This window comes from Symbiopectobacterium sp. (assembly GCF_051710365.1).
In the GTDB taxonomy this organism is placed as follows: Bacteria; Pseudomonadota; Gammaproteobacteria; order Enterobacterales; family Enterobacteriaceae; genus Symbiopectobacterium.
In genome coordinates this window covers 1-18,026 of record NZ_JBPETA010000024.1, presented here as the reverse complement: position 1 = coordinate 18,026, position 18,026 = coordinate 1, and the positions used below count along the sequence as shown (strand labels likewise).

22 protein-coding genes and 1 pseudogene are annotated in these 18,026 nt (G+C 55.8%); 20 read left to right on the top strand and 3 right to left on the bottom strand.

Annotation, left to right across the window (positions count from 1 at the left end; translation table 11 throughout):
• Positions 1-123 precede the first annotated feature (123 nt).
• The 9 genes from ACTBDZ_RS03865 (at position 124) to ACTBDZ_RS03825 (ending at position 6,250) form a co-directional block, all read left to right on the top strand.
• Complete coding sequence (locus ACTBDZ_RS03865) at positions 124-1,242, top strand: peptidase (protein WP_438814314.1); 1,119 nt, start codon at positions 124-126, stop codon at positions 1,240-1,242.
• A 9-nt stretch (positions 1,243-1,251) separates the two neighbouring features.
• Positions 1,252-2,190: a hypothetical protein gene (locus ACTBDZ_RS03860; protein ID WP_406934556.1), complete on the top strand. Its 939-nt coding sequence runs from the start codon at positions 1,252-1,254 to the stop codon at positions 2,188-2,190.
• 3 nt (positions 2,191-2,193) lie between these two features.
• Positions 2,194-2,547, top strand: coding sequence for a capsid cement protein (locus ACTBDZ_RS03855; protein ID WP_438814313.1), 354 nt, complete (start codon positions 2,194-2,196; stop codon positions 2,545-2,547).
• Positions 2,547-3,008, top strand: coding sequence for a gp436 family protein (locus ACTBDZ_RS03850; protein WP_438814312.1), 462 nt, complete (start codon positions 2,547-2,549; stop codon positions 3,006-3,008). The genes ACTBDZ_RS03855 and ACTBDZ_RS03850 overlap by 1 nt, the downstream gene beginning before the upstream one ends.
• Positions 3,008-3,469, top strand: coding sequence for a Gp37 family protein (locus tag ACTBDZ_RS03845; RefSeq protein ID WP_438814311.1), 462 nt, complete (start codon positions 3,008-3,010; stop codon positions 3,467-3,469). Before ACTBDZ_RS03850 ends, ACTBDZ_RS03845 begins: the two co-directional genes overlap by 1 nt.
• A 2-nt stretch (positions 3,470-3,471) precedes the next feature.
• Positions 3,472-3,762, top strand: a complete 291-nt coding sequence (locus ACTBDZ_RS03840) for a hypothetical protein (protein WP_438814310.1) — start codon at positions 3,472-3,474, stop codon at positions 3,760-3,762.
• Complete coding sequence (locus tag ACTBDZ_RS03835; protein WP_438814309.1) at positions 3,759-5,195, top strand: phage tail sheath subtilisin-like domain-containing protein; 1,437 nt, start codon at positions 3,759-3,761, stop codon at positions 5,193-5,195. The genes ACTBDZ_RS03840 and ACTBDZ_RS03835 overlap by 4 nt, the downstream gene beginning before the upstream one ends.
• Before the next feature lie 135 nt (positions 5,196-5,330).
• On the top strand, positions 5,331-5,855 hold the full coding sequence (locus ACTBDZ_RS03830; RefSeq protein WP_310513450.1) for a phage major tail tube protein: 525 nt from the start codon (positions 5,331-5,333) through the stop codon (positions 5,853-5,855).
• A gap of 122 nt (positions 5,856-5,977) precedes the next feature.
• On the top strand, positions 5,978-6,250 hold the full coding sequence (locus ACTBDZ_RS03825; protein WP_406705424.1) for a phage tail assembly protein: 273 nt from the start codon (positions 5,978-5,980) through the stop codon (positions 6,248-6,250).
• Between the two features lie 83 nt (positions 6,251-6,333).
• Here ACTBDZ_RS03825 and ACTBDZ_RS03820 read toward each other — a convergent pair whose 3' ends face one another.
• The gene (locus tag ACTBDZ_RS03820) at positions 6,334-6,615 is read right to left on the bottom strand and encodes a hypothetical protein (protein ID WP_280624592.1); all 282 of its coding nucleotides are present in this window, start codon (positions 6,613-6,615) and stop codon (positions 6,334-6,336) included.
• 40 nt (positions 6,616-6,655) lie between these two features.
• On the opposite strand from ACTBDZ_RS03820, the gene ACTBDZ_RS03815 reads away from it, so the two are divergent.
• From ACTBDZ_RS03815 to ACTBDZ_RS03775, 9 genes are all read left to right on the top strand, one after another.
• The gene (locus ACTBDZ_RS03815; protein WP_438814308.1) at positions 6,656-9,154 is read left to right on the top strand and encodes a phage tail tape measure protein; all 2,499 of its coding nucleotides are present in this window, start codon (positions 6,656-6,658) and stop codon (positions 9,152-9,154) included.
• Complete coding sequence (locus ACTBDZ_RS03810) at positions 9,154-10,047, top strand: phage tail protein (RefSeq protein ID WP_438814307.1); 894 nt, start codon at positions 9,154-9,156, stop codon at positions 10,045-10,047. The genes ACTBDZ_RS03815 and ACTBDZ_RS03810 overlap by 1 nt, the downstream gene beginning before the upstream one ends.
• Positions 10,047-10,274 carry a tail protein X gene (locus tag ACTBDZ_RS03805; protein WP_016858308.1) on the top strand — a complete coding sequence of 76 codons (228 nt, stop codon included), beginning with the start codon at positions 10,047-10,049 and terminating at the stop codon, positions 10,272-10,274. Before ACTBDZ_RS03810 ends, ACTBDZ_RS03805 begins: the two co-directional genes overlap by 1 nt.
• Positions 10,262-11,449, top strand: a complete 1,188-nt coding sequence (locus ACTBDZ_RS03800) for a phage late control D family protein (RefSeq protein ID WP_438814306.1) — start codon at positions 10,262-10,264, stop codon at positions 11,447-11,449. Before ACTBDZ_RS03805 ends, ACTBDZ_RS03800 begins: the two co-directional genes overlap by 13 nt.
• Entirely contained in the window at positions 11,446-12,087 is a 642-nt protein-coding gene (locus ACTBDZ_RS03795; RefSeq protein ID WP_438814305.1) for a phage baseplate assembly protein V, read from the top strand. The genes ACTBDZ_RS03800 and ACTBDZ_RS03795 overlap by 4 nt, the downstream gene beginning before the upstream one ends.
• A 62-nt stretch (positions 12,088-12,149) precedes the next feature.
• A complete protein-coding gene (locus tag ACTBDZ_RS03790; protein ID WP_026823596.1) occupies positions 12,150-12,509 on the top strand; it encodes a GPW/gp25 family protein in 360 nt (119 codons plus the stop codon).
• Positions 12,500-13,603 (top strand): baseplate assembly protein, encoded by a 1,104-nt coding sequence (locus ACTBDZ_RS03785; RefSeq protein WP_438814304.1) that lies wholly within the window; start codon positions 12,500-12,502, stop codon positions 13,601-13,603. Before ACTBDZ_RS03790 ends, ACTBDZ_RS03785 begins: the two co-directional genes overlap by 10 nt.
• Positions 13,596-14,183, top strand: coding sequence for a phage tail protein I (locus ACTBDZ_RS03780; protein ID WP_438814303.1), 588 nt, complete (start codon positions 13,596-13,598; stop codon positions 14,181-14,183). The genes ACTBDZ_RS03785 and ACTBDZ_RS03780 overlap by 8 nt, the downstream gene beginning before the upstream one ends.
• Positions 14,170-15,246: a tail fiber protein gene (locus tag ACTBDZ_RS03775; protein WP_438814302.1), complete on the top strand. Its 1,077-nt coding sequence runs from the start codon at positions 14,170-14,172 to the stop codon at positions 15,244-15,246. The genes ACTBDZ_RS03780 and ACTBDZ_RS03775 overlap by 14 nt, the downstream gene beginning before the upstream one ends.
• Positions 15,247-15,255: 9 nt before the next feature.
• Here ACTBDZ_RS03775 and ACTBDZ_RS03770 read toward each other — a convergent pair whose 3' ends face one another.
• Together ACTBDZ_RS03770 and ACTBDZ_RS03765 are read right to left on the bottom strand one after the other, a co-directional pair.
• Positions 15,256-15,777, bottom strand: a complete 522-nt coding sequence (locus tag ACTBDZ_RS03770; protein WP_438814301.1) for a tail fiber assembly protein — start codon at positions 15,775-15,777, stop codon at positions 15,256-15,258.
• Positions 15,778-15,784: 7 nt separating this feature from the next.
• A complete protein-coding gene (locus ACTBDZ_RS03765; RefSeq protein ID WP_438814300.1) occupies positions 15,785-16,399 on the bottom strand; it encodes a tail fiber protein in 615 nt (204 codons plus the stop codon).
• Positions 16,400-16,500: 101 nt separating this feature from the next.
• Here ACTBDZ_RS03765 and ACTBDZ_RS03760 point away from each other — a divergent pair, with 101 nt between their 5' ends.
• Together ACTBDZ_RS03760 and ACTBDZ_RS03755 are read left to right on the top strand one after the other, a co-directional pair.
• Positions 16,501-17,061, top strand: coding sequence for a recombinase family protein (locus tag ACTBDZ_RS03760; protein ID WP_438814299.1), 561 nt, complete (start codon positions 16,501-16,503; stop codon positions 17,059-17,061).
• Positions 17,062-17,313: 252 nt separating this feature from the next.
• Positions 17,314-17,814 (top strand): annotated as a pseudogene (locus ACTBDZ_RS03755) (quinate/shikimate dehydrogenase); the annotation flags it as partial.
• Positions 17,815-18,026 lie beyond the last annotated feature (212 nt).

Sequence of the window (18,026 nt, the reverse complement as noted above, 5' to 3'; positions counted from 1 at the left end):
TCGTCGCCTTTTAACGGCATGATGTGGGTGACCCGCCGTTATCCGTACATTCTTAAACCCCTTTAAAAGCCTGCCCTGTTTTCACACGCCACACTGTCCCCCTGTCTATTGACCGGAGGGGACATGAGCACACTCCATATTTTCAAAACCGGTACGCATACCGATATGCACGGCAACCGGATCCAGTTTAGCGAAGCGGCGGTCGCGGCGATGGTGCAGGCTTACGATCCGGCGCTGTATGATGCGCCTATCGTGATCGGGCATCCTGCGCTCGATGCGCCTGCCTACGGCTGGGTAAAAAGCCTGGTGGCACAGGGGACTGATGTGCTGGCTGAACCCCAGGACGTCGACCCGGCCTTTGCCGAACTGGTGGCGCAAAAACGCTATAAGAATATTTCTGCCTGTTTTTACTCCCCCGATGCGCCCGGCAACCCGAAGCCCGGTAACTGGTATTTGCGCCATATCGGCTTTCTCGGCGCACAGCCGCCCGCGATTAAGGGCCTCAAGCCAGCCGCGTTCAGTGAAGCGGAAGAAGGCGTGGTCGAGTTTGCCGACTGGAACAGTACAACCAGTGCGTCACTGTTCGCCCGGCTGCGTGACTTTTTGATTGAGAAATTTGGCCGTGAAGCGACCGAAGCGGTGCTCCCTGCGTGGCAAATCGACGCGCTGCGCGACGCAGTCCAGGAAAGCGACAGCGTGCGTCCGGCTTTCACTGAAAACACACCCGCCGCCCCGGCATCCCCTACACCATCAATTCCCCCTACTATCGAGGACAACACCGTGGATGAGAAAGAAACCCTGCGCCTGGCGCAGGAGAATGCTGACCTGAAGCGTCAGCTTGAGGCACGTCGTCAGGCCGACAGTCAGGCCGAACAACGTCAGCGCCATGAAATGAATGCCGCCTTTGCCGACAGTCTGGTCAGCGAAGGGCGTCTGGCCCCTGCCGCCAAAAATGTGGTGGTGGCGTTGCTGGATGCGGTTGAATGCGGCGACTCGCCGGTGGCCTTCAGCGAAGGTAGCCTCACCCAGCCACTGGGCGAGGCGTTCCGACACGTGCTGAAAACCTCCCCGCCGCTGGTTTGTTTCAGCGAGGTGGCGACCAAGGCACGTGGTACCCCGTCAGGGCAGTCGGTGGAATTTGCCGATGCTGACCCGATCGCGCTGGCCCTGCACCAGAAAGCGCAGACCCTGGCGACGTCTGAAAACATCAGCTATGAAGCGGCGGTCAAACGCTGCCTGTAAGGAGAGAGTATGTCTGATTATCTCAAGGGGAAGCGTATCGCTGACCCGGTACTTACCACCGTCGCCCGTGGCTATAAAAATGCCGCGTTTATCGGTGAGCAGCTGTTCCCGATGGTGATGATGGAAAAGGAAGGGGCGAAAGTGCCCACCTTCGGCAAGGGGCTGTTTGCGGTGTATGAAACGCAACGCGCCGTCGGTGCCGACAGCAATATCATGATCCGCGAAAAACAGGACGCGATGGATATCGTGCTGGATGAACATGATTTGGCCGCGCCGGTGGATCACCGCGAACAGGCGGAGTCGATGTTCAATGAGGAAGCCAAGGCGGCGAAACGTGCCACCCAGGGGATAGCCCTGCGCCGTGAGCGGTATGTGGCCGAGCTGGCGCAGGACAGCAAGATTTATCCGAAAGAAGCCGTCAAAAAACTCACCGCCGCCACAGGCTGGGGGGCCAAGGACAGTGATCCCCTCAAGGATATTGAGGCTGGTATGGAGGTGGTGCGCAACAACATTGGCCTGCGACCGAATGTGATAACGCTCGGTGCGTCGGTGATGGCGCTGCTGCGCTTTCATCCCGCGCTGCAGGCCGCCATCGGGGCTAATGAACGTAAACGCATCACGGAAGAGATACTTAAAGACCTGTTCCAGGTCGACAGTGTGCTGATTGGCCAGCCGCGCGCCCTCTCCCAGGATGGCAAGACGGTCTCGGATTTGTGGGCAGACAATGTGATGCTGCATTACGTGTCCGGGCCGCAGGCCGGTAGCGATAGCGCCGATGAGCACGAGCCGTCATTTGGTTACACCTTCCGCCGTCAGGGCATGCCGAGGGTCGACAGGTTCGACAGTGCCGGTGGCAAGGTGGTGAACGTGCGTTACACCGATATCTACAAGGTGGCAGTGGTAGGCAGTGATGCCGGTTATCTTATCACCAACGTAAAAGGAGCCTGAGTCATGGTGACCCAACAGGTGGTGCTGACCACCACAATGATGGCCGCCGAGGCGTTAATCCAGCATCGACTGGTCGGCATCTCCGGCAAGGTGTTTAAAGGCAGCGGTGCAGAGCTGGGCGTGGCAGCGGTAAACGGTAAAACCGGCGATGCCGTCCCGGTTAACGTGATAGGCATTATGGTAGTGGAAGCCGGGGGCGCAGTCAGTGCCGGTGAATATGTGAAAGCCGATACCGAGGGGCGTGTTATCCCTGAAAGTCCACTGGACAAGGGGGCGTTGCCCGTCTCCACGGTCGGGGTTGCACTCGATAGTGCCACTGCCGAAGGCCAGCTTATCCGCATGGTGCGAGGTATCTGATGGATTACTGCACACCCGATGATGTGGCGGCGGTGATTCCCCGCCAGACGCTGATTGAGCTGACGCAGGACGGGGTGAGCATGGCGATTGGCCAGGCGCTACCGGACGTGGTGAATGAGGCCGTGGTCAGTGAGGCTATCCGGTATGCGGTCGAGCTGATTGATGCGCATCTGCGCGGGCGCTATACCCTGCCGCTGACGCAGGTACCCACTGTCCTGAAGGATTTGGCGCTGAATCTGGTGTGTCATGCCCTCTATCGCCGCCGCCCGGAGGGTGACCTGCCGGACGCGGTGAAGGAAAGCTATCGCGCCACCGAGAAAACCCTGGTGGCGTTGCGCGACGGCAAGCTGACGCTGGGCATTCAGGCGACACAGAAGGATATGCCCGAGCCGGGGGAATACCGTGTCCGCAGCCGGGAGCGGCAGTTCGGTGGCCCTGATGGCCTGTTGGAGCGCTACTGATGGATACCTGCACCCTGCTGAGCGCGGTGGTTGAGCGACTGCGCCTTCAGCTGCCAGGGCTGCATGTGGATTTTTTCCCCGAACGGCCTGAGCAGTTTCGCCTGAATCATTCGCGTGGGGCGGTGCTGGTCAGCTACGGCAAATCCCGCTTTGGCCAGACGCAGGATATCGGGGGGGTTATTCAGCCGCAGACCGTCAGACTGACCGCCACGGTGGTGGTGAAGCAGCTTAATGGCAAAGGCGGCGCGGTGGCGGTACTTGACCAGGTGCGCCAGTGTCTGGGCGGCTGGCGTCCACCCGACTGCCAGCGTGATATCTGGCTGGTCGAGGAGGTCTTTTTGGGGCAGACCGAGGGGCTGTGGCAGTACGCGCTCACTGTTGAGACCGTGACGGTCTTTATCCAGAACGACAGCCCCGAAGACAATCCCCTGTTAACCCAGGTAAACCGTGAGGAGCAATAAAGATGGCCCTGTTTCGTTATGACGGCCCACCCAGTGGCGTCACCCTGCGTACCGGCGAGGTGCTGCAGGAAGTCCTGCTCTGGCCAGGGCGGGAAGTGAAAATGCCGGAAGATCATGAGTACACCCAGACACTGGTGTGTCTCGGCTATCTGACGCGCCTGGATGCGCAACCAGTCTACATTGAACCGGCGGCGCGTCCGGTGACATCCCGGCCTGCTGCTACCCCCTCGCCGACAGAGAAGGCGGGCAAGCAGAAAACAGACAGCCCGAGCACGGAGGGAGAAAAAACATGAGTGCTAACTATTTACACGGCCCGGAAACCATTGAGGTTGAGCGCGGCCCCCGTCCGGTACGCGCCGTCAAATCATCGGTGATAGGACTGATAGGCACCGCCCCGACGGGCGCGGTGAATCAACCGATACAATGCCTGTCAGAAAAAGACGCTGCCCAGTTTGGCCCGGAAATCGACGGTTTTACCATACCGCAGGCGCTGCGGGCGATTTACGATCATGGGGCAGGTACCGTGGTGGTTATCAACGTGCTGGATCCAACACGGCACACCCAGCATGTGGATGAAAATGACCTGAAATTTGATGCACAGCATCAACGTGCCGGACTGCGCTATGGCTATGTCAGCCACCTGGTATTGAAAAGCGCCGACAGTAAAACCACGTATCGGCGAGAGACGGATTACCAGCTTGAGCCGGTGAGCGGGACGCTAACGCGGCAAATCAGTGGCGCTATCCCGGCAGGTGAAGCCTGTATCGCCAGCTACGACCATCTGGATACCGGGCAGGTGACCGCCGCCGATATTCTGGGCCGTATCGATACCGCCGGGCGGCGTAGCGGCATCAAGGTACTGGATGATGTTTATAATCTGCTGGGCTATGACGCCAAAATTCTGATTGCGCCGGTCTATTGTACCCAGACCTCGGTCACGGCGGAGCTGGCGGCCTATGCCGACAAGCTCAAGGCCATCGCCTATGTGGATGCGCCGATTGGCACCACCTTTGCGCAGGCTATCGCCGGTCGCGGGTCGGCGGGTACCATCAACTTCAATACTGCCTCCGAGCGGGTGCGCCTGTGCTACCCGCATGCCCTGGTGTATGACAAGGCCAGCAACAAAAATCGCCTGGAGCCGCTCTCGCAACGCGCGGCGGGATTGCGGGCGAAAGTCGACCTGGAAAAAGGGTTCTGGTGGTCGTCCTCCAATCAGGAGATTGCCGGGATTGTCGGCATGGAGCGGGCGCTGTCGGCGAAGCTCGGGGATGCCCAAAGTGAAGTTAACCAGCTCAATGAAAACGGCATCACGACGGTATTTAACGGTTTTGGTACCGGTCTGCGGCTATGGGGCAACCGCACGGCGGCGTTTCCGACCGTCACCCATATGAAGAACTTTGAAAACGTGCGACGCACGGGCGATATGCTCGACGAGGCGCTGCGTTTTTTCAGTCTGCAGTATATGGACAGGCCCATCAATCCGGCATTGATTGATGCCCTGTGCGAGTCGGTCAATGCTTACGGACGCAAGCTGATAGGCGATGGGGCATTGCTTGGCTTTCGCTGTTGGTATGACAAAGTGCGTAATGAAGAAGAGGGTCTTCCTGCCGCCGGGCAACTGTTGCTGAATTACGCCTATACCCCGCCCCCTCCGATGGAGAGGCTGACCTATGAAACCGAGATCACCGCCGAGTTTCTGGCTAACCTGAAAGGAAGCGCGTCATGATAAGGAGAGGTGGACGCCCAGTATTACGTCAGCGCCACTGTGTGGCGGTGATAAGCGGGCGTCTAATAAAAGAAAACAGCGGCGATGCGCGGGCCTGTGCTGTCAGCGGCATTAATGTTATCGAGGAGAATGCGTATGACCGGTAAAATTCAGCTTAACGCCATTAGCAATGCCAATATTTACGTTAATGGCAATAATCTGCTGGGCAGGGCCGAAGAGGTGAAGTGCCCGGAGATACAGGCCATCATGCAGGAGCGCAAGGCGCTCGGTCTGGTGGGCAAGATAGAGTTGCCCTACGGTTTTGACAAACTGGAGGGGGAAATCAAGTGGAACAGTTTCTACGCCGATGTCGCCCGGCTGGTCGCCAACCCGTTTAGCACCTACCAGCTGCAGTGCCGTTGCAGTGTTCAGCAGTTTGCCAGCCAGGGTCGGTTCAATGAAGTGCCGATGGTGACCTATATGACGGTGATGTTCAAAAAGAACCCGCTGGGCACCTTCAAGCAGCATGAGGATCCGGATTTAAGCAGCGCCTTTACCTGCACCTATATCAAGCAGGTGCTGGATGGCGAAGAATTACTGGAGCTGGACTACATGGCGAATATTTTTCGCGTCGGCGGGGTGGATATGCTGGCTGACTACCGGGCCAATATTGGTGGTTAGTGAGCCATCCGTTTTCAGGGGGCGCTATCGTCCCTGTCTTCTTAATGGCGTTTAAAAGCCCCCGGCCCACCCGAATGCCAGACTGTCAGGGTCAAGAAATCCTCTCAATCCAGGAGCTTATTATGCACGACACTTACCCCCTGCGTTTTCCCTATCCGCTTGCCAACGGCGAGATGCTGACCCAGGTCACCGTGCGGCGGTTGACCGTGCGCGACATGAAGCAGGTACGCAAGCAAAGTCAGGATCCGTCTGATTTGGATGAATTGCTGGTTGCCAGCATGACCGGGTTGTTACCGGAAGATTTGGACAAGATGGATTTGGCGGATTACCAGGCATTGCATGGCCGATTTCGCGACTTTGCGGGGCTGGATACAGTATCCGGGACAACTGCGTAAGGCGGAGGCGTTACTGGCGAGGTGGTTTCGCTGGCAGCCCAGTGAGATTGACAGACTGCCGGTGGAGGAATTTGAGGGCTACCTTAAGGAAGCGGGCGAACAGATAAAGCGCGAATACGGCGAGTAATCCAGCGAATGAATTGGAATAATCCTTCACAAACGCCCGCTAACAGGAAAATAACCGGCTGAAGAAAAAACAGCGCAACACAATAAACCAGGCCAATCCCTGCGGCCCCCATCAGGGTCAAGATAAGATTAAGCCAAATATCGCCGCCGGTGGACATAAAATAGAAATAAAGCTGGGCCACGCACCATCCGTAACTGCCTATTACCGCGGCTCCCAGCAAGAAAGCGAGTATAATCATGTTGTTGCCTTACTATTTAACCTGAACTGAGTTTACCATTATGGCGAGTAGTTTTTCAATTGGTGTTGTCGTTTCTGCTACCCTTTCAGGGGCTTTTCGCAGTGTGATGGGCAGCACCCAGCGAACACTGGAAAGCCTGGGTACGGCAACATCCCGATTACAACAGCGACAGGCATCGCTGACACGGGCGGTCAGTCGATATGGTAGCCTCGGTGGGGATGCAGCCCGGCGCTTGAACGGTGAACTGACCCGGGTTGGTCACACCCTGTCCCGACTGGAAAGCCAGCAGGCACGCCTGACTCGCGCTACAGCCACCTCGACCGCCTTGCGTGATAATCGCATGAACATCTACGGTCAGGGACTGGAAACCTATGGCATGGCACGCGCTGCCTATGGTGCCGTTCAGCCGTCAGTAAAACAGTTCATGACTTTCCAGGACAACATGATCGATATGGCGATCACGGCGGGCTTTAACACAAAAACCCGCGACGTACTGGGCAAGGATATTCGTGCCTGGAGCCTGCAGTACAATCAGACTCAAGACGATTTACAGGCAGCAAGCAGCTCACTGATTGGCAATAATATTGATGATTTGGATGATCTGCGCGCCTACCTGCCAAGTATTGCCCGCGCGGCCACGGCCACAAAAACCCCAGCAGAGCTGTGGGCGCAAGCCGCCTTTACCACCAAACAGTCGCTGGGCATCGCCGCCACAGATTTCGCCGCCGTACAGAACATTATGACCTATGGTGGCAAAGCGGGATCGTTTGAAATTGCTGACCAGGTGAAGTGGTTACCCGATTTAGCCCCACAAATGGCGAATGTAGCCCAGGGTAAGGAGGCCGTTGCGGAGATGGTGGCCGCCTTACAGGTGGCAAAAATTGGGGCGGGTAGTTCAGATAAAGCGGCGAACAATTTTAATAATTTTCTCGAAAAACTGTATGCCCCAGAAACAAAAAAACGCTTTGCCGATGTGCATATCGATATTGAAAAGTCGTTAATGCAGCAAAAAGCGTATGGCATTTCGCCGATTGAAGGGATGATGAATACCCTGCAAACCTATTTGGCGCAAAAAAGTCCGCAAGCCCTGGCACAATTTAAATCGGCAATGGCGCTGCAAGACGATAAGGCTCGCGATAAGGCGTTATTGGCCCTTCAGCAAAATTTTGGGTTGGGTGAGCTGTTCGCTGATATGCAGGTGATGGCGTTTGTACGACCCATGCTGGCCAATATGGAGAAGTACCGCACCATCCGTGCTGGAGCCCTCAACGCCGCCAACACCGACGTGCTGGCGGGGGATTATTCCAACCGCCTGGCATCGCCCATTGAGAAAATGAAGCAATTGATGATCGCCAGTAGCGATCTGGGGATCACGCTGGGTGAACAATTAACGCCTGCTATTGTTACTGCGGTAGATAAAATACTGCCCTGCGTCACAGCGCTTGGATCATGGATAAAAGCCAATCCTCAATTAGTGACAGGGATAGCCGGTGTCGTCACGGGACTGATCGCCTTTAAGTCTTTTTTGTTTATTTTAAGGATGGGACTTAACCTGCTGGCTACCCCTTTCGTGTCTGTGTGGAAAGGTTTTGTAACGCTGCGAAGTCAATGGGTGTTATTGCAAAGCACCTTTAGCCAGGGCAGCAGGATCCGCCGTCTGGCCGAACTTATGGGCCGACTCTCACGCGGCGCGTTGCATCTGGGCAAGGTGCTTGGCGGCGGACTGGTGCGTGGCCTGATGATAGCCGGACGTGCTGTGCTGTTTATCGGTCGGGCGCTGATGCTGACCCCCATTGGGCTGCTGATCACCGGTATTGCTGTGGGGGCTTTCCTGATTTATCGCTACTGGGGGCCCATTAGCGCCTGGTTCAAAGCCCGCTGGGCGGATATCAAACAGGCGTTTTCTGGCGGTATCGGTGGCGTCGCGGCGCTGATTATCAACTGGTCGCCGGTGGGGCTGTTCTATAAGGCGTTCGCGGGGGTCATGCGCTATTTCAATATTGAGTTACCCGCCAATTTTACCGATTTCGGTCGCAACCTGATTGAGGGACTGGTCAGCGGTATTCGCAGCAAGCTGACGGCGGCGAGAGAGAGTATCACCGAGTTTGGCGGCCGTATCAAAAGCTGGTTTAGCGAGACGCTGGGCATTAATAGCCCCTCACGGGTCTTTATGGATTTTGGGGACAATATTGTTGAAGGTGCCGCTATCGGTATTCGACGCACCACCCCGAAAACCCGCAGTGCCACTACCGACTGGCTGGCGGCGTTGTTGCAGGCTGGTGCAGGAATGGCATTGCCGGGTCTGCCTGGCTGGCGACCCGCACCCATCCCCTCGGTGCCGAACGGGGCGGGGTCTATGGGGCATGGGACGACAGGCCAGGACGGTATCGTGGTGCATTTCAGTCCTCACATTGTACTGGATGGTCGGTCGCAAGCCCCCGGTTCGGCGGTGCAGCAGGCGTTGAGTCTCGGTGTGCGTGAACTGGAGCAGATGCTGGCGCGCGTACTGCAACAACAACAACGCCGGAGGCTGGAATAATGTTTGCCGTATTGGGGGATATCCCTTTTCAGCTGGGTACCAGCTTTGATGCTTTGGACGGCACCTTTGGCAATGACTTTGCCGAGCAGGCACGCATTGGCCACAAGCCGGGCTTGCAGTTTACCGGGGCAAAACTGGATGAGTACCATCTGACCCTGGTGCTTCATCAGCGTTACTGTGACCCTGCCCGTGAGTGGCAACGGCTGCAGGCGGCGAGCCGTGCCCATCAGGCGCTGGCCTTTGTGCTGGGTAACGGCGATTACAAGGGCTGGTTTGTTATTACTGACCTGTCGCTGAGTACCCAGCTCTGCAGCGCGCAGGGCAGTGCCCAGGCGCTGTCGGTTGAGGTGACGCTGCGCGAATATACCGGCGACCCGCAAAAGCCGCTCAGACCCCCTGCCGTCAAAGGCGGGTTGCCGAACCTGAATCAGACCCGGCAGGCGGCCTTGCCTGCCTCGGGGCTGGGCCAGACGCTGCGTCAGGCGGTGGGCTTTGCCCGGCAGGCGCAATCGGCGCTACAGACCGCCTCCAGTGTCATCCGGGTCGCACGACAGATGAAAAGTAATCCGGTGGCCGCGCTGACCCGCGTACCCGGCGTACTGACCAGCCTGGGTGATGTGGCCGCGCCGCTGGCGCAATCGCAACCCTGGCTACGCCAGTTAACCGGCACCTTACCTGACGCTATCCCGCTCCTGCGGGCGAGCGGTGAGGCGGCCACGATGATAGACCATGCCCAGGCTACGCTGCGCGGCCTTGCGCCGGGCGAGAGTCAACAGCTGCCCGGTGCGCTCGATACCGTCGCCGGTCTGGTTGGCAATACCGTGACGGTTTACCAGCATCAGTCCGCACCGCTCAGTCGCCTAGCCAGCCGTATTATTAGCCGGAGGGGATAATGATGTCTGCTGATACGCCTGCCGTCATGATCCATACTACTCGTGAAGGCGAACGCTGGGACACCCTGGCGCATCACTATTATGGTGACCCGTTAGGCTATGGGCGCATCATTATGGCTAACCCACAGGTGGCCATTACTGCGTCGCTCCCGGCAGGGGTGCAGCTGCTTATCCCTGTCATTGCAGCGGATGACACGGAGGAGAACACACCACCATGGCTGCGCTAACCCCCCGGTCTGACACGATAACCCCGGTAGATACGCCTACCTTTACCCTGCACTACGACCAGAAAGATATCTCGCGGGAAGTGACGCCTTATGTGCTGTCGGTGAGCTTTACCGACCGGCTGGCCGGGGAATCGGATGAAATTGAAGTCGAGCTGGAAGACTGTGACGGTCGTTGGCGCGAGGCCTGGTATCCAGGTAAAGGCGACAGCCTGACGCTGGCGATAGGTCTGGCCGGTCAACCGCTGCTGGCGTGCGGGACGTTCTCGCTGGATGAGCTGGAATTTTCCAGCCCGCCGGACAGCGTACGGTTACGGGGGCTATCGGCCCCGGTGACCCGCGCGTTGCGTACCCGCAGTAACCGGGCCTTTGAAGCCACCACGCTGCGGGCTATCGCCAGCCGGATAGCCAAAAAACATCATCTGCAGCTGGAAGGGTCTCTTGCGCCTTTGGCGCTCGATAGGGTGACGCAGTATAACGAAACCGATTTGGCGTTTATCACCCGACTGGGGCGTGAATATGGCTATATTGTCAAGGTGACCGATAAGGCGCTGGTGTTTTCCCATCGCGCGACATTGCGCCAAGCCCCGCCGCTGTTGACGCTGACGCCGTCAGCGGTGAGCCGCTTTAGCCTGCGCGATACACTGAATCGCATTTATCAGCAAGGCAAGGTTAAATATCAGGACACCCGCACCAAGAAACTGGTCACCGTCGGGGTGCTGGCCGATGGCAGCATCGGCACGGTGGCAGAGGAAACTGTCCCTGCCAAGGGAAGCCGAACCACCAGTGCGGATACGCTGCACATGCAAAACCGGGCGCGCACCCGCGATGAAGCGGTCAGCAAGCTGTGTGCCGGACTTAACCGACATAATGAATACCAGCGCACGGCAAATCTCAGCTTGCCGGGTCAGACCCGGCTCAAAGCGGGTATCACGGTGCAACTGACGGACTTCGGTCGCCTGTCAGGAGTGTGGCTCGTCACCTCGGTGCGGCATGACCTTAACCGACAAAGCGGCTATACCTGCGAGCTGGAGTTAGGTCAGGGGCCGATTGCCAATGCGCATAAAAAAGGCAAGGCCAGCAATCCACAGAGTCTTATGGTCATCGGCAAAAAAGCCGACGGCAGTATTGGCGTGGTGGCAACAGAAACCCCCGTTGCACAGGAGAAAAAACGATGAGCGGTATCAAATTTACCACGGGCACGGTGAGTGCGGTGGATGAGAAAACAGTGCGGGTACGTGTTCGCCTGCCGGAGCTGGATAATCTGCGTACCGCCTGGCTTGAGGTATTGCAGCGCAACACACAGAATAACAAGGACTACTGGCTACCGGATATTGGCGAGCAGGTCAAACTGTTACTTGACCCCTATGGCGATGATGGTGTGGTGCTCGGCGCGGTCTATTCACAGGTCGACCGACCGGCGATTGCGTCACGCGACAAACGCCGGGTCGACTTTGCCGATGGCACCTTTGTCGAGTATGACCGCAAAACCCATGCGATGGCGGTCGGTGGCACCCTCCAGACCCTGATACTGACCACCCAGGACACTGTGCTTATCCAGACGCAAAATGCGACAGTGAAAGCGAGTCAACAGCTCATACTCGATTCACCTGATACCCTTACGACCGGTAACCTGACCGTGCAGAAGCAACTCACTTACCTGGGCGGTATGAGCGGCTCCGGTGGCAGGGGTGCGGCAGTCACCATTAACGGCGATATCAAGGCCAGCGGGGATATCCAGGCCGGGAAGGTGTCGCTGGAGAACCATCAGCACAGTAATGGTCATGAGGGCAGGCCAACCGGCAAGCCGATATAAGCGCTGGCAGGCTTTAACGCACTTTAATACCCTCAGTTGCCCGCCTGTGTCATGCTGCTGGTATGAAAAATGATTATGCAACGTCCGTTTACTGGCAGCCCGCGCTGAACCGTCCCGGCGAACGTGTTTCCGGGCTGGCCGATATTGCGCAGTCCATGCGTATCATTCTGTGTACGCCCTGTGGTACAGACCTGCATCGGCCCGATTTTGGCAGCAACCTGTACCGCTATCTGGATATGCCTACCGAGCAGGCCATTCCCCATGTCGTCAGAGAGACGGTCGACGCACTGCGGCGCTGGGAGCCACGAATACAACTCCTTGAGGTTAAACCGCGGGTCGATGCCGAACATCTCTGGTTACGGGTACGCTGGCAACCGATAACGGACGGCACACCGCAGATGACGGAGGTCGCATGGCGTTAACGGACAAGAAGCCGGTATTTATCAACACCGATGCGGCGGCGCTGACCGCTGAAATGATAGCCTGGTATGAAAAAGTCAGCGGCAAGACGCTCTATCCGGCGCAGGATGAACGGCTGCTGATTAACCTGATGGCTTACCGTGAGGCACTGGTACGCTTGGCGATCCAGGATACCGCCGAGCAGAATCTGGTGGCCTTTGCCCGCGCCCCGATGCTGGACTACCTGGGTGAACTGGTCGGTGTATACCGCCTGGCGGCTGCGGCAGCCCGTACCCGCCTACGGTTTCAGCTCGAAGAGCCTCCCGCCACGCCACTGGTCATTCCGGCGGGCACGCGCGTCAGCGCCCGCGACAGTATTGTTTTTGCCACCGATGAGGCGGTCACCCTGAGCGACACCACGGCCAGCGTGAATGCCACCTGTACCGAGCGCGGCACACTTGGCAACGGCTGGCAACCGGCGCAAATCAGCACCTTGCTCGACGGCATCAACGATGCAGACCTGAGCGTGACGAATACTGAACCCAGTACCGGTGGCGCTGACCCGGAAGAGGATGCGCATCTGCGTGAGCGTATCCGACTGGCCCCCGCGTCATTTAGCAACGCCGGTTCGCGCGACGCGTACCTCTTTCATGCCATGAGTGCTCATCAGGATATCCGCGATGTGGCGGTGATGCGCCCGGTACCGGGTACGGTGGCGCTTTATCCGCTGATTAAAACCGGCCTGCCATCCGACACCTTGCTGGCGCTGGTTAATGGAGCCTGTTCTGACGACAAAGTGCGCCCGCTGACGGATACCGTCAAGGTGGCTTCGCCGGTTAAGGTGACTTACCGGATTGAAGCGGCTATCCGCGTTTATGCTGGCTACGATAGCGCCGAGGTCATGGCCGCCGTGAAGCAGTCCGCCCGGCGTTATGTTGACAGGCAGGCCGCACAACTGGGGCGTGATATCGTTCCCAGCCAGATACAGGCCGTCCTGTCGGTCAACGGGGTTTACAGCGTCGAGCTAAAACAACCGACCCTGCAGGTGGTGAAAGAAAACGAATGGCCCTGGTGTGAAAACATCGACCTGACGTTAGTAGGGGTGGTCAATGACTGATATCACACCCGATACGCCCGTCCGCGAGACCTTACTGCCTCCGCCATTAGCCGAGGATAGCCGCTTTCAGTGGATGGCGATATTGGCGGGCCGATTACAGCAGCTTGACCTGACGCCCCTGCTGGTTTACCTGATGGATATGACCGAAACCAGCGCCTTGCCCTGGCTGGCTGAACAGCTGTCGCTGACCGGCGATAATGGCTGGCATCTGGCGGAGTCCGATGATGCCCGGAGGGCGATGCTAAAAAACGCCATTGAACTGCATCGCTATAAAGGCACCCCCTGGTCGGTACGTGAAGTCATTCGCCGTCTGGGTTTTGGGGAAGTCGAACTGAGCGAAGGAGAAGCGGCGTTGGGGGAAACCCTGACCCGTGCCTGGCCCGCGGAATGTCGCTGGGCGCTTTACCGGGTGGTATTGAAACAGATTATTACCAATGACCAGGCGGCGCTGTTACGCCAGACGCTGGCGGCGTTTGCCCCGGCACGCTGTGAGCTGGCGGCACTTGATTACACCGCCGTCCCGTTACGCTATAACCACACCGCCCAGTATGACGGAGTTTATAATCATGGGAGCAGCTAAGATGAGTTACTTAAAAGAATCCCCTGCATGGGAAGACGGGATTTACCAGATAGAGACCTCAGACCCGGTATTGGGTGGCCCGGAGGGCATCACCAACCGACCGCCCAGGGAGCTGGCCAATCGCACTGCCTGGCTAAAGCAGCAGCTGGAAGGCACACAGGCAGCCCTAGAGGCCCATGCCAATTCGCGCAACCATCCGGATGCGACATTGGCAGCGAAAGGGTTTGTGCAGCTGAGTAATGCCACCTACAGTCAGGATGAGACTACCGCCGCGACGCCTAAACTGGTCAATGATCGGGTCAATGCCATTGTTGACAATGCGCCATCCGATTTAGATACGCTCAATAAGCTGGCACAGGCGATCAGCAATAACCCGAAATTTGCCGAAAGCGTGACGCAACTGTTAAGCCAGAAACTGGCAAAAAATGAAAATGGGGCTGACATCCCAGACAAAAATCAATTCCTGAAAAACCTTGGTTTGTTAGAAACCATAAATCTGGCTAAAAATGCAACACCCAATCACCGTAAAGTTAACGGTAAACCCCTCACTCAGGATGTTCAACTAACCGCCACAGATGTCCATGCGATTACGCCAGAAATATTACGTGTCGAAATCCCCGTCGGCGTTCCTCTGCCCTGGCCCACTGAAAAACCGCCGGCGGGTTGGCGTATATGTAACGGTGAGAGCTTTGATAAAAAACAGTGTCCACTTTTAGCGCTGGCTTATCCTTCAGGTAAGCTCCCTGATTTACGCGGGGAATTTATCCGGGGCTGGGATGCTGGGCGCAAGGTAGATACCGGACGTAATATATTGAGCGCTCAGGGTGATGCCATTAGAAATATCACGGGTCGGATCGGATATGCACGCCAAGGATGGGGCGCGCCTCCAGTTTTGGCAGATGGTGCATTCAAAATAGATAAAAAACACAATGCCGCCGTTCATGGTGGTGAATCTGATGATTGGGGAGCTGTGTCTTCTTTTAATGCTTCTCGTGTAGTACCGACTGCAAACGAAAATCGTCCTCGCAATATTGCTTTTAACTATATCGTGAGGGCGGCATAATGCTACGCCTTATTTATCTTTATCAGGTGGTATTGGCCACTCAATATCCGAAGCATTGCTGATATCTAGCCGATTCAGAAGCACACGATATTTTTTCCACGCCAACAACGCCGATTTTTCGGTCTCCGTCGCCATGTCTAGGTCTACTGCATCCTGCAACGGGGCAATAGCGATGCAGGCTATCTGCATCAGCTCTGCTTTCTCACGCTTCACTTTCGCGACACGTTCACCGAGGGTGGGGATGCGGGGAACAACTTTTTGACCATCAAATAGCCAGCCACCCGAGATATCCACCCCACCAGGCAGTTCATCGACATCAACAACGGTAAACCCGGCGGGGTAAAGCGTGGAGACATCTTCAGCCATTGAACGAATGATGCCGGTATCGGGTTCTATGCAGAGTTTGTGTTTTTTGGTGAACAGGTTCAGGGATTCATAAAAATCCTGCCCCTCTTCACTCTTAAAATACTGGACACCATGACCATAGAGCATGTTATCCGGTGAGTAGCGGGAGACATTTTTTAATTCCATAGTGACCTCATTTTGAATCAGCAATGTCAGAAATCGTGCGCCATGCGCCATTGATTTTAATTTGCAACGGGCAATAACGAATCTGATAAACATGTGTACCCGAAGAGCCGTTACTACTCAGTGTCACCCCTACCATGACACACCCCTTCAGGGCATCAGTGGATGTACTTTCTGGCGTGTAGATTTCGCTGATGGCACCACGTTGTACATCCCGAACATACCGGGCGTCTGATTCCTCCTTGGTGTAAGCCTGCCCTGCTGCCTCTTTGAGCTGGAAGGTCTTTTTCAGGTAAACGTCCAGCCATTGATTACCCCACTTGCTACCGTAGATATTGCCGTCATGGGCTATCCTTGCGGCTCCGGCATACACGGAAGAAGGGGCACGAAAACCGCCATCTTTATGAAAAATATAATCGCCGCCGCCGTCATTGCCGTTGTTTAGCCGAACACCATCACCGCCTTTGTCTTTGTAGAGCCACATGCGAACGCTACCATCCTGATTATGAAAACCCAGATGCTTGCGGTTATCCCCCTTCAGCGAGATGTGGGTGCCCTGTGAAATAATGTCGCCCTTGACCGTTCCGCCGGTACGTTTATCAAGTGCATTTTTTGCACAATCCACTGTTTCCGTTAAACCAAGGTTTTATAGCATCGAGAATTTAGCTAAAATTTTGACCTAAATCAGCGTTTACAAGGCTTACCGGGTCTTAGAAAAGGTTAAAAATGGCAAAAATTGGCTATATGAGGGTGTCAAAAAATGACCAAAACACCGATTTACAGCAAAAATCCTTGATTTGCGCAAATTGTGAGCAGATTTTTGAGGATAAAATCAGTGGAAAAACAGACCAGAGACCTGGGTTAAAACGTGCATTAAAGTGTCTGAAATCGGGCGATACACTGGTGGTCTGGAAGCTCGACAGGCTGGGTCGCAGCATTAAACATTTGATTACTTTAATATCCAAACTTGAAGATGAAGGTATTCATTTTCATAGTTTGACGGATGCCATTGATACTTCTACGTCCGCAGGCCGTTTTTTCTTTCATGTGATGAGCGCGTTGGCACAGATGGAACGGGAACTGATTGTTGAGCGTACCAAGGCTGGTTTAGCCGCAGCAAGAAGCAGAGGGCGTATTGGAGGCAGACCACAGTCGCTATCTTTTGCACAGCAGCAGGAAGCTCAAAAATTATTGGCGAATGGTCATAGCAGAAAACAGTTGGCATTATTGTATGGGGTCTCATTGGCCAGCATCTACAAATATTGTCCAGTTAACCGGAATGCTTGAACACGCCAAAATGGCTCTGATGAAAAATAACAGTGTAATTTCGTTGCACTGATGGAAACAAAAGTAGCTTGTCATTTATCGCACGTTTTGGCTTCAAATATCGCGCGGCGCATCAAAACGGGTCACGTATTCAATGTGTTGCTCCGCAATAAAAATAGTATTCATGCTCTATGTTCTCTTCATGCATTCAGGCTGGTTTTAAACACCTTTTTTGCATGCCAGACTATGTAGCAATACACTCATTGAATACGTGACCTTCAGGGCAAAACTATGGTGTTGGTCGGTTCGGGTGGCGCATCAACCGCAATTGGTGCCCAGGCTGCGATTGAAGGCATCAAAGAGATCAAGCTGTTCAACCGTAAAGATGAATTTTACGAACAGGCTCTCGCCTTCGCCAAACGCGTGAATGACAACACCGATTGCACCGTCAGTGATTTGGCGAACCAGAAAGCCTTCGCCGACGCCATTGCGCACGCCGATATTCTGACCAACGGCACCAAAGTCGGTATGAAGCCGCTCGAAGATCAATGTGTTGTGAGTGATATCGCCATGCTACGCCCTGAACTGCTGGTCACGGAATGCGTTTACAACCCGCACATCACCAAGCTGCTGCAAATGGCCATGGATGCAGGCTGCAAGACCATTGATGGCTACGGCATGCTGCTGTGGCAAGGGGCTGAGCAATTCAAGCTCTGGACCGGTAAAGAGTTCCCTCTGGAACGCATCAAAAAAGTGATGGGCTTTAGCGCCTAAAACACGTTGGTACGCGGCGTATTCCTGACGCCGCGTTATCAGACCGTGTGGCAAAAGATGACGTAAGGGAAAAGCATGAAAACCGTAACCCGTCATTCCGCACCTACTTTAAGAATAAATTCGACGGTATCGCTCGCCGAGAACATCAACGATGGTCTTGTGAACAGAATTGAGGTTGGATACTTGTGGTGGTCTGTCACCAATACTGAACT